The 10,737-nt window shown below is 66.3% G+C and carries 14 protein-coding genes; 4 read left to right on the forward strand and 10 right to left on the reverse strand.

Annotation, left to right across the window (positions count from 1 at the left end; genetic code table 11):
- Positions 1-48 precede the first annotated feature (48 nt).
- Entirely contained in the window at positions 49-609 is a 561-nt protein-coding gene (orn, locus tag FKP22_RS10935; protein WP_141287525.1) for an oligoribonuclease, read from the reverse strand.
- 55 nt (positions 610-664) lie between these two features.
- On the opposite strand from orn, the gene FKP22_RS10940 reads away from it, so the two are divergent.
- Both FKP22_RS10940 and rsgA read left to right on the forward strand, forming a co-directional pair.
- Positions 665-1,942, forward strand: coding sequence for a M48 family metallopeptidase (locus tag FKP22_RS10940; protein WP_141287526.1), 1,278 nt, complete (start codon positions 665-667; stop codon positions 1,940-1,942).
- Positions 1,939-2,880, forward strand: a complete 942-nt coding sequence (gene rsgA / locus FKP22_RS10945; protein WP_141287527.1) for a ribosome small subunit-dependent GTPase A — start codon at positions 1,939-1,941, stop codon at positions 2,878-2,880. Before FKP22_RS10940 ends, rsgA begins: the two co-directional genes overlap by 4 nt.
- A gap of 2 nt (positions 2,881-2,882) precedes the next feature.
- On the opposite strand, the gene FKP22_RS10950 is transcribed toward rsgA, so the two are convergent.
- From FKP22_RS10950 to rpsP, 6 genes are all read right to left on the reverse strand, one after another.
- Positions 2,883-3,878, reverse strand: a complete 996-nt coding sequence (locus FKP22_RS10950; protein ID WP_141287528.1) for a CobD/CbiB family protein — start codon at positions 3,876-3,878, stop codon at positions 2,883-2,885.
- Positions 3,879-3,945: 67 nt separating this feature from the next.
- Complete coding sequence (locus FKP22_RS10955; RefSeq protein WP_141287536.1) at positions 3,946-4,641, reverse strand: CoA pyrophosphatase; 696 nt, start codon at positions 4,639-4,641, stop codon at positions 3,946-3,948.
- A 152-nt stretch (positions 4,642-4,793) separates the two neighbouring features.
- Positions 4,794-5,147 carry a 50S ribosomal protein L19 gene (gene rplS, locus FKP22_RS10960; RefSeq protein ID WP_141287537.1) on the reverse strand — a complete coding sequence of 118 codons (354 nt, stop codon included), beginning with the start codon at positions 5,145-5,147 and terminating at the stop codon, positions 4,794-4,796.
- 121 nt (positions 5,148-5,268) lie between these two features.
- Positions 5,269-6,021, reverse strand: coding sequence for a tRNA (guanosine(37)-N1)-methyltransferase TrmD (trmD, locus tag FKP22_RS10965; protein ID WP_141287529.1), 753 nt, complete (start codon positions 6,019-6,021; stop codon positions 5,269-5,271).
- Positions 6,022-6,079: 58 nt separating this feature from the next.
- The gene (gene rimM, locus FKP22_RS10970) at positions 6,080-6,757 is read right to left on the reverse strand and encodes a ribosome maturation factor RimM (RefSeq protein ID WP_141287530.1); all 678 of its coding nucleotides are present in this window, start codon (positions 6,755-6,757) and stop codon (positions 6,080-6,082) included.
- Positions 6,758-6,786: 29 nt separating this feature from the next.
- A complete protein-coding gene (gene rpsP / locus FKP22_RS10975; RefSeq protein ID WP_141287531.1) occupies positions 6,787-7,044 on the reverse strand; it encodes a 30S ribosomal protein S16 in 258 nt (85 codons plus the stop codon).
- 268 nt (positions 7,045-7,312) lie between these two features.
- Between rpsP and FKP22_RS10980 the strand changes: the two genes are divergently transcribed.
- Positions 7,313-7,864 carry a GNAT family N-acetyltransferase gene (locus FKP22_RS10980; protein ID WP_141287532.1) on the forward strand — a complete coding sequence of 184 codons (552 nt, stop codon included), beginning with the start codon at positions 7,313-7,315 and terminating at the stop codon, positions 7,862-7,864.
- Positions 7,861-8,322, forward strand: coding sequence for a hypothetical protein (locus FKP22_RS10985; RefSeq protein ID WP_141287533.1), 462 nt, complete (start codon positions 7,861-7,863; stop codon positions 8,320-8,322). Before FKP22_RS10980 ends, FKP22_RS10985 begins: the two co-directional genes overlap by 4 nt.
- Positions 8,323-8,364: 42 nt before the next feature.
- On the opposite strand, the gene FKP22_RS10990 is transcribed toward FKP22_RS10985, so the two are convergent.
- From FKP22_RS10990 to folK, 3 genes are all read right to left on the reverse strand, one after another.
- Positions 8,365-9,375, reverse strand: a complete 1,011-nt coding sequence (locus FKP22_RS10990; protein ID WP_141287534.1) for an inorganic phosphate transporter — start codon at positions 9,373-9,375, stop codon at positions 8,365-8,367.
- A gap of 19 nt (positions 9,376-9,394) precedes the next feature.
- Positions 9,395-10,042, reverse strand: a complete 648-nt coding sequence (locus tag FKP22_RS10995) for a DUF47 domain-containing protein (RefSeq protein WP_141287535.1) — start codon at positions 10,040-10,042, stop codon at positions 9,395-9,397.
- 254 nt (positions 10,043-10,296) lie between these two features.
- Positions 10,297-10,734 (reverse strand): 2-amino-4-hydroxy-6-hydroxymethyldihydropteridine diphosphokinase, encoded by a 438-nt coding sequence (folK, locus tag FKP22_RS11000; protein WP_141287538.1) that lies wholly within the window; start codon positions 10,732-10,734, stop codon positions 10,297-10,299.
- Between the last annotated feature and the right edge of the window lie 3 nt (positions 10,735-10,737).

Consider the following 10,737-nt stretch of genomic DNA (forward strand, 5'->3'; position numbering starts at 1 on the left):
CGCCACCCGCTCGGCGGGTGGCTTCGGTTACTCACGAAGCCGGGTGCCTCAGACCGCGAGGAGGTGGGTGCGGTAGTGGATGAGTTCGTCGATGGACTCGTTGATGTCCGCCAGTGCGGTGTGCGCCTGGGCCTTCTTGAAGCCTTCCATCGCCGCCGGCTTCCAGCGCCGGGCCAGTTCCTTCAGCGTGCTGACGTCCAGGTTGCGGTAGTGGAAAAAGGCTTCCAGGCCGCGCATGTAGTTGGCGAGAAAACGCCGGTCCTGGCAGATCGAGTTGCCGCACATCGGGCTCTTGCCTGCCGGAACGTAGGCGGCCAGGAATTCGATCACGCGGGCCTCGGCCTCGGCTTCGCTGATGGTCGAGGCCTTGACCCGGTCGATCAGCCCGCTGCGGCCATGCGTGCCCTTGTTCCAGGCGTCCATGCCGTCCAGCACCGCGTCGCTCTGATGGACTGCGAAGACCGGGCCTTCGATGCGCACGGTGAGTTGCGGATCGGTCACGACAACCGCGATCTCGATGATGCGGTCCGACTCGGGCTTCAGGCCCGTCATTTCCAGGTCGATCCAGATCAGGTTCTGGTCGTTCTTGCTCAGCGTGTCGGTGCTCATGGGATTCCTTGATACGGGGCGGCTGCCATTGTCCGACAACATACACTTCGCCCCCATGCAAGCCGCCGTCGTTTCCCTGGCCTTTTGTGCCGCCCTGCTCGCTTCGCTGGGCGTCAAGTTCTGGCTCGCCACGCGCCAGATGCGCCATGTGCACCAGCACCGCGACGCGGTGCCGGTGCCGTTTGACGCGGTGATCCCGTTGCCGGCGCACCAGAAGGCAGCCGACTACACCGTCGCCCGCAACCGCTTCAGCCTGCTGACCGAGGCCTTCGGCGTGCTCACGCTGCTGGGCTGGACGCTGCTCGGCGGGCTGGACCTGCTGAACGGCTTCCTGCGCGACTGGATCGCGCCGCACTGGGGCGGCATGGCCTACCAGCTGGCCTTGTTTGCCGGCTTCGGGCTGATCAGCGGGCTGCTGGACCTGCCCTTCGAGTGGTATCGCACCTTCCGCCTGGAGCAGCGCTTCGGTTTCAACCGCATCACGCCTGGGCTGTTCCTGGCCGACATGCTGAAGAGCACGCTGCTGGGCGCCGTGATCGGCCTGCCGCTGCTGGCTGCCGTGCTGTGGGTGATGGCCGCCACCGGGACTTGGTGGTGGCTGTGGGCCTGGGGGCTGATGGTGGGCTTCATGCTGCTGATGCAGGTGCTGTACCCGACCGTCATCGCGCCCATCTTCAACAAATTCAAGCCACTGGCCGACAACGAGCTGGCCGAGCGCGTGCAGGCGCTGATGCAGCGCTGCGGATTCCAGTCGCGCGGCCTGTTCGTGATGGACGGCAGCCGCCGCTCGGCGCATGGCAACGCGTATTTCGCCGGCATGGGCCGCGCCAAGCGGGTGGTCTTCTTCGACACGCTGCTGGAGCGCCTGCAGCCGGCCGAGGTGGAAGCCGTGCTGGCCCATGAGCTGGGCCATTTCCACCACCGCCATGTGCGCAACCGCATGTGGACCGTGATCGCGATGAGCGGGCTGGGCATGGCCGCGCTGGGCTGGCTGGCTGGCCAGGCCGGTTTCTACCAGGGCCTGGGCGTCACGCCCAACCTGGTCGACGCCCAGGCGGCGCCCAACAACGCACTGGCGCTGCTGCTGTTCATGCTGGCCACGCCGCCGCTGATGTTCTTCGTCGCCCCGCTGATGGCGCATTCCTCGCGCAAGGACGAGTTCCAGGCCGATGCCTATGCCTGCCAGCAGGCCAGCGGCCGCCAGCTGTCGTCCGCGCTGCTGAAGCTCTACGAGGACAACGCCTCGACGCTGACGCCAGACCCGATCTACGCTCGCTTCTACTACTCGCATCCACCCGCCTCCGAGCGCCTGGCTGCGCTGGCGCGCACATGAAGCCCGCGGGCAGCAAGGCCAAGGCGGCGGCGACAGGCGACACCGCGCTGGTGGTCGGCGCGCACGGGCGCCACGTGGTAATCGAAACCCCTTCGGGCGAGCGCATGCTGGCCCATGCACGCGGCAAAAAGTCCGCCTGTGTGGTGGGTGACCGGGTGCAGTGGCAGCCCGCGGGCGACGAAGCGGTGGTCGAGGCGCTGGTGCCGCGGCGCAACCTGCTGATGCGCCAGGACGAATGGCGCAGCAAGTCCTTCGCGGCCAACCTGGACCAGTTGCTGGTCGTGCTGTCGGGCGAGCCGATGTTCAGCGAATCGCAGCTCACGCGCGCGCTGATCGCCACCGAAGACGCCGGCATTTCCGCCACGCTGCTGCTCAACAAGATCGACCTGCCGACCGCAGCGCTGGCCCGCGAACGCCTGCTGCCGTACAAGGCCATGGGTTTCACGGTGCTGGAGACGGCGCTCACCACGCAGCCTGAAGCCTCCATCGCGCTGCTCACGCCGGCCCTGGGCGGCAAGACCACGCTGGTGCTGGGCGCCAGCGGCATGGGCAAGAGCACCTTGATCAACCTGATGTTGCCGCTGGCGCAGGCCCAGGTCGGCGAGATTTCGCAGGCGCTGAATGCCGGCCGCCACACGACGACGACGACGACCTGGTACTGGCTGGACGCAGACGACCGCACGAACGGCGGCGCGCTGCTGGATTCGCCCGGTTTCCAGGAATTCGGCCTGATGCACATCACGCCCCAGCGCCTGCCTGAGCTGATGCCAGACCTGCGCAAGCACCTGGGCGAGTGCCGCTTCTACAACTGCACCCACCTGCACGAACCGGGCTGCGGTGTGCGCAGCGCGGTGGAGCGCGGCGAGATCAGCCCGTCACGCTACCGGCTGTACGAAGGCCTGTGGGCCGAGTTGTCGGAAGGTCAGCAAAAGGGCTGAGTTCAGCCGATCAGGTTCGCCAGCTTCAGCAGCGCCAACAGCAGCATCCACAGCACGACCGAGCGCCACACCAGGCCGACCACGCTGCCCAGGTGGCCCAGCTGTGGCGGCAGGCCAGGCGTGGAGCCGGTGGCGTCGGCTGCATCGGTCTCGGCGGCGCCGGCAGAGAAGCTCATCGACCGGTCGGGCGTGACGCCCGGTGCGGTCGCGCCCCCCAGCTGCACGCCTACGGCGCCCGCCGCAGCGGCCAGGATGATGCCTTCGTTGGCCCGCTTCCACAGCTCGGCGTCGCGCCGCCAACCTGCCACGGCTTCCTCGAAGTCGCCAACGACTGCAAAGCCGAAGGCCGTCAGCCGGGCCGGCACGTGGTCGATCAGGCTGAACAGCTGCTGCGACAGGTCGCGCAAGCCTTCGTTGACCGCCAGGCCCAGCGAGCGGCTCTCGTAGGTCCAATAGCGGCTGGCGAACTCGGCCATGCGGTAGGCCACAGCGCCCGCCGGACCCAGGCCCAGCGCGGAGAACACCACATAGCAGAAGAAAACGCCGAACACGTGTCGGTGCGCGGCCAGCAGCGAATGCTCGATCACATGGCGCAGCAGTTCGGTGCGCGGCAGCTCGCTGGCGTCCAGGTGGCGCCATTCGGCCAGCAGCCGGCGCGCCTGGTCCTCGTCGCCGCGCTCCAGCGCTTCGCGGATGTCGGTGAAGAAGTGGCTGAACTGGCGGAAGCCCAGCGTCAGGTAGAGCATGGTCACGTCGAAGGCCAACGCCAGCATGAAGCTGATGTAGCGCGCCAACACCCAGTGCAGGCCGGCAGCCAGCGCGGCCGGCAGGATCACGGTAACAAACCAGACGACCTTGGCATGGTGCGGCTTGCCGGCGTCGAAATTGCGCCCGGCCCACCGCACCCACGAAGCCAACGCGTCATGGACCCAGTTGTCCCGAGGCAGGGGTTTGATCTGCTCGAGCAGCAACGCAAGGAGAACGGCGAAAAAGCTCATCGCCGAGCATGATAACCACCGGCCGTATGTTTCCCGTCGCGGCAGCAGTCGGAATCTACCGGCGGGGTCAGACGACGAGCAAGTGGTAGAGGTTGCGCAACATGGCCGCGGTCGCGCCCCAGATGAAGTATTCCTCTCCACCGGGTGACTGCCAGGGCATGGAAAGGAACTGGCGCTGCAAGCCGCCGTTGTCGAAGCTGTGGTGCTGGTGATGGGCCGGCGTCATCAGGAAAGCCAGCGGCACCTCGAAAGCTGCCGCCACCTCGAAGGCGTCCAGCTGCAGCGTGTGGTCCGGCGAGACCAGCGCCACAACGGGCGTGACCTGGAATCGCGTCACGGTGGCATACACCGGCAGCCTCGCAATGACTTCCAGCTCGTTTGCCAGCAGCCCGATTTCCTCTTGCGCCTCGCGCAGCGCAGTGGCGACCACGTCGGCGTCGCCGGGCTCCTGCCTGCCGCCGGGGAAGCTGATCTGGCCGGCGTGGGAACGCAGATGCGCGGTGCGCCGCGTCAGCAGCACCTGCAGGCCGTCCGGGCGCTGCACCAACGGCACCAGCACCGAAGCGGCGGCAGGACTGCGGTCAGGCATGAAATCCGGCCTGGGACCGTCGCCTTGCAGGAAGGGCGTGGTGTGTGCCCTGGCGGCCAGATGCTGGCGCAGCCAGGCCGGTTGCAGGCGCTCTGGAGGCACTGGCGGCAGGTCGGCGTCGCTGCGCGTCACCGGGCAGGCGCTGGGGTCCAGGATGGCCGTGGGCCGGGACAAGGTCGCCGAGGGTTCGGCTGGCGAGCCGGTCGCCGGGGGCTGGGATTCGGTCACCCGGGAAGCTTACGTCAGAAAAAACAAAAGCCGCTCGACGGCGGCTTTTGTGTGCGGTGCTGGGCCGCAGGCAGCCGAGGGCTGCAGCTGAGCAATGCTCAGGAAAGCTTCTCTTTGATGCGTGCCGACTTGCCCGAACGCTGGCGCAGGTAGTACAGCTTGGCGCGGCGGACGTCGCCGCGGCGCTTGACTTCGATCGACGCGATCAGCGGGCTGTACAGCTGGAACGTGCGTTCCACGCCTTCGCCGCTGGAGATCTTGCGCACGATGAAGCTGGAATTCAGGCCGCGGTTGCGCTTGGCAATCACGACGCCTTCGTAGGCCTGCACGCGCTTGCGGGTGCCTTCGACGACGTTCACGCTGACGATCACGGTGTCGCCAGGGGCAAACACCGGAATGGTCTTGTTCAGGCGAGCAATTTCTTCTTGCTCAAGGGTTTGGATCAGGTCCACAGGGTTCTCCAAAGGATCATGCCGGCGCGGTTGGTGGTGTGGCGCATCGAAGTCGCCCGCAACAGGAAAAGGCCCCTGTTGCTTGTCAATTTCGCCCGGCAGAGGATCGAAAAGCCTTTGATCATAGCACAAGCGTTGCCAGGAACCGCTCATCGGCCTTGGACAGGCGCCCCGCCGCCCTGGCAACCGCAATCAGGTCAGGCCGGCGCCGAGCCGTCAGCTGCAACGATTGCTCGCGTCGCCACTGCGCGATCTGGGCATGGTGGCCCGACAGCAGCACCGGCGGCACCGGCAGGTTTTGACCCTCCGGCGTGGTGAGTTGCTCGGGCCGGCTGTAGTGCGGGCAGTCCAGCATGCCATCTTCGAAGCTGTCCTGCTCATGCGAGCGCGCGTCCGACAGCACGCCGGCCTGCAGGCGCGCAATGCCGTCCAGCAGCGCCAGCGCGGGCAACTCACCACCGGAGAGCACAAAGTCGCCCAGGCTCAGCTCCAGGTCCACATGGCGGTCCAGGAAACGCTGGTCAATGCCTTCGTAGCGGCCGCACAGCAGCACGGCGCCAGGGCCGCCGGCCATCTCGCGCAGCAAGGCCTGATCCATCTTGCGGCCGGTCGGGCTGAAATGGATCACCGGCGCCGCGCCGGCCTGCGCACGCACCGCCGCCAGCGCCCGCTCCAGCGGCTCAACCAGCATCACCATGCCGGGACCGCCGCCATAGGGCCGGTCGTCGACGCGGCGGTAGTTGTCGTCGGCAAAGTCGCGCAGCGGCCAGAGGTGCACGTCCACCTGGCCCGACTCAAACGCGCGGCGCGTGATGCCTTGCTGCAGGAACGGACCGAACAGGTCGGGGAACAAGGTGATGACGTCGAAACGCATGCAGGCTCCGGCGCAAGGAAAAATACGCAGAGCCCCATGGGCAACTGCGCAGGCGGCCTCAGTAGTCCAGGCCCCAGTCGACCGTGATGCGGCGACCGGGTAGGTCCACGTTGTCGATGAAGGCCGCCACAAACGGCACAAGGCGTTCCGCCTCGTCGGGCTTCATCTCGGGCGTCGCATCGTCACGTCGAATGCGCAGCACGCAGTGCGGCCCGGTTTCGATCAGGTCGGAGACCACACCGAGCGATTCGCCTTCGCGGTTGACGACGTTCAGGCCGATCAGGTCGATCCAGTAGAACTCGTCGCTGTCGGCGGTGGGGAAACTGCTGCGCGAGACAAACACCCTGGCGCCACGCAAGGCCTCGGCCGCATTGCGATCCAGCACTTCCTGGGCCTGGGCGACAACAACGTCACCCTGCTCCTTGGCATGCGTGATCTTCAGCAGCGAGGGCAAAGGCGCGACCGCAGCGGCCACGACCTTCGCGGGCTTGGCCGCTGCGGCAGCCGAAGCCAGCTTGCTGGCAGCCTTGCCCACCGGCGGCACGCCCGTGGGGCGGCGCGCCGTTTCCGCGGCTGGCTTCAGGAACCAGCGGCGGGAAGAAAACAGGGCCTGGGGGTCGGCGGAAAAAGGCTGGACCTTGAATCCGCCCTTGATGCCCCAGGCGTCGAGGATGCGACCGACCTCGATTGCATCCTCGGGCCAGGCGACCGCGTCCGAGAGGTCTTGAGACGGCATCGGACTCATGCGCTCGCCGGCAACAGCCATCAGGCTGCGACGACCTTGGCCTTGGCGGTGGCCAGCAGGCGGGTCACGGTTTCGGACGCCTGGGCGCCGGTACCTTGCCAGTAGGTCACGCGGTCGAGGGCCACGCGCAGGCCTTCTTCGCTTTCCTTGGCCATCGGGTTGTAGAACCCGACGCGCTCGATGAAGCGGCCGTCACGGCGGACGCGCGAATCAGCGACGACGATGTTGTAGAACGGGCGCTTCTTGGAGCCGCCACGAGCAAGACGAATCACGACCATTTGTCGTTCCTTCAGGATCAAAAATAAGGTCGACCGTTTGCCCAGGAGACACCGCAAGACAAAGCTGGCCATCTGCCGCACACGATGGTGTTTCACCCGAAACCCCTCGCCAACGTGCGGCACGTTGCATGTTTTTCCGGCCCCGTAGATACGCCGTGCATCCCGCGTTGTGCGCCCCCTGGAGTTGCCAGAACAAGCGCGCGCCAAGACGTCGACCGTGACCGAAACATGAGATTATAAGCGGCTGAACAGAAACATCCAAGTTGCCATGTCCGAGCCTTCATCTGCCCGCCTGTTGATCCGCCCGAGCACCGACGCCGACCTGCCCCAGATCACCGCGATCTACGCCGAGGCTGTGCTGAACGGCACCGGCACCTTCGAGCTGGAAGTGCAGGACGAAGCCGAGATGGGCAAGCGCCGGGCTGAAGTGCTGGGCAAGGGACTGCCCTGGCTGGTGGCAGAGCGCGGCGCGCAGGTGCTGGGCTATGCCTACGCCAACCACTTCCGGCCGCGCCGCGCTTACCGCTTCTGCGTCGAGGATTCGATCTACCTGCACCCCGACGCCCGCGGTCAGGGCCTGGGCTCGCTGCTGCTGGCCGAGTTGATGGCACGCTGCCAGGCCCTGGGTGTGCGGCAGATGGTCGCGGTGATCGGTGACAGCCAGAATCTGGGTTCGGTCGGCGTGCACCGCCGCGCTGGCTTCGAGCACACCGGGCTGCTGAAAAGCGCCGGCTGGAAATTCGACCGCTGGCTGGACGTGGTGATGATGCAAAAAGCCCTGGGCAACGGCGACAGCCTGCCGCCAGCGGCCGGCCAATGAGCACCGCGCCGCTGCGCCAGCCCCGGTCCAAGACACTGGCGACCTGGCTGGCCGTGGCCGGCGGCGCGCTTGGCGCCCAGCGGTTCTACCTCTACGGCCACAAGGACTGGCTGGCATGGCTACACCCGTGGCCCACCCTGATCGGCCTGGCCGGCGTGGTGCGCATGCGCAACCTGGGCCAGGACGACATGCTGTCCTGGGTGCTGATCCCTTTCCTGGGACTGATGCTCTCATGGGGCATGGTCAGCGCCATCGTCATCGGGCTGACGCCGGACGAGCGCTGGGCTGAGCGGCATGGCGCCGGTCAACCCATGCAGGCCACCGCCTGGGGACCTGTGCTGGGCGTGATCGTCGCGCTGCTGATCGGCGGCGCGGTGCTGATGGGCACGATCGCCTTTGGCGGACAGAAGTTCTTCGAATGGCAACAACTGCAGGCCGAGGCCGAGCCCAGCAAGTAAAAAGGCCCGCCGAAGCGAGCCACTTGATGCTGAGCTGCCGATTCAGAACAGCGACATGCTGAGCCAGTAGAACATGCCGGCCACGAAGGCCGCGGCGGGGATCGTGAAGATCCAGGCCCAGACGATGTTGCTGGCCAGGCCCCAGCGCACCGCCGACGGGCTGCGCACCGAACCTACGCCGACGATGGCACCGGTGATGGTGTGAGTGGTCGACACCGGGATGCCCAGCGCTGTGGCAATGAACAGCGTCACCGCGCCACCTGTCTCGGCGCAGAAGCCGCCCACCGGCTTCAGCTTGGTCAGCCGCTGGCCCATGGTCTTGACGATGCGCCAGCCGCCGAACATGGTGCCGGCGCCAATGGCGATGTAGCAGCAGAAGATCACCCAGGTCGGCGGAGCGCTGGCGTCGCTCGCCATGTAGCCGCCGGCCACCAGCAGCATCCAGATGATGCCGATGGTCTTCTGTGCATCGTTGCCGCCGTGGCCCAGCGAATACAGCCCGGCCGAGACCAGTTGCAGGCGGCGGAACCATCGGTCGACCTTGATCGGTGAGGTTCGCCTGAAGATCCAGGCAACGGCCACCATCATCAGGGAGCCGAACAGGTAGCCCAGCAGCGGCGAGACGAAGATGAACAGCACCGTCTTCAGGATGCCACCCGCAATCAGCTTGCTGACACCGGCCTTGGCCATCACCGCACCCATGATGCCGCCGATCAGCGCGTGCGAGCTGGACGACGGAATGCCGTACCACCAGGTGATCACATTCCAGGTGATGGCGCCGATCAGTGCGCCGAACACCACGTGGTGGTCCACCACGCCGGGCTCGACGATGCCCTTGCCGATCATGCTGGCCACCTTCAGCTGGAAGATGCCGATGGCCACCACGTTGAAGAAGGCCGCGAACAACACCGCCTGCTGCGGCTTGAGCACGCCGGTGGAAACGACGGTGGCAATGGAATTCGCCGCGTCATGGAAGCCGTTCATGAAGTCGAACAGCAGTGCCAGGATCACCAGCAAGCCGACGACCCACAGCGCTATCGAAACCGATGCCATGCGAACTGCGCCTCGCCGTTCAGGAGTTCTCGAGGACGATGCCCTCGATCAGGTTGGCCACGTCTTCGCAGCGGTCGGAGATGGTCTCCAGGTGCTCGTAGATGGCCTTCATCTTGATCAGTTCGCGGGTGTCCTGCTCCTCGCGGAACAGGCGTGACATCGCGCTGCGCATCACCCGGTCGGCGTCCGACTCCAGACGGTCGATTTCCTCGCAGGTCTTCAGCGCGGCCTCGGTCACCTCGGCCTGGTTCAGCCTGGGCAGCAGCGTCACCGCATGCTGGACGCGCTCGCAGCACTTCAGCGAAATCTCACCCAGCCGGCGCACGTCCTCGTTGACACGCTGCACGTCGTACAGCGCCATCACCTCGCAGGAGTCCTGCATCAGGTCGATGATGTCGTCCATCGCATTGATCAGGCTGTGGATCTGTTCGCGGTCGATCGGCGTGATGAAGGTGCGGTGCAGCAGCCGGTTGACCTCGGTCGTGACCTTGTCGGCGGCATGCTCGTTGGCATCCACCTCGCCCGCGTATTTCTCGCGCAGATCCGGCGTGTCGTAATACTGGATCATGGCCAGGAAGGCGCGCGCACCTTCGGCGATGTACTTGCCGTGTTCGTTGAACAGCTCGAAGAAGTTGCCGTCCTGGGGCAACAGCTTGCCGAAAATCATCCGGATCTCCTGATGGGTGCGCGGGGTTCGCAGCCGCCCGGCAGCAGGCCCGATGAATGGGCAGCCGGCGCGACAAAACGCCACGGTGCAGCGGTGATACGGTGCCGGCTAGCTTGCCAGCACCCTGCCCGCCTGCCGTGGCGTCACGAAAACTTCACCGATTTGTCATCGGCGAGTCAAAACGCGCATTGTAGTAAACCCGCGCTTACAGTGTTGCCTCGGCATCACCAACCGCAGATTGCTCAGCATCTGGATCACGCGGTCACATCCTTGTTCATGCGCTCAATGGCCTGGTCTGCCACCCCGGGCAACCAATCGGCCAGCAGCCCAAGGCCAGGCAGGCGCAAACCGGGTGCCAATTCGGCCAGGGGCAGCAGCACGAAGGCGCGCAGGTGCAGCCGCGGGTGCGGCAGCGTCAGCAGCGGGTCGGTCCGCACTTGTTCACCATGCAGCAGCAGGTCCAGGTCCAGCGTGCGCGGCGCGTTGCGGTAGGCACGCTCGCGGCCAGCCAACTGCTCCAGGGCCTGCAACTCGGCCAGCAGCGCACCCGGCGCCAGCGTGGTGTCCAGCTCGGCCACGGCGTTGACGTAGTCAGGGCCGGTCGCGTCGACCGGCGCACTGCGGTAGAACGACGAGGCACGCAGCCCTTGCACGCCCGGCAATGCCGCCAGGCGTTGCAAGGCGAGGCTCAGCTG

Source organism: Ideonella azotifigens (assembly GCF_006519715.1).
Classification (GTDB): domain Bacteria; phylum Pseudomonadota; class Gammaproteobacteria; order Burkholderiales; family Burkholderiaceae_C; genus Ideonella; species Ideonella azotifigens.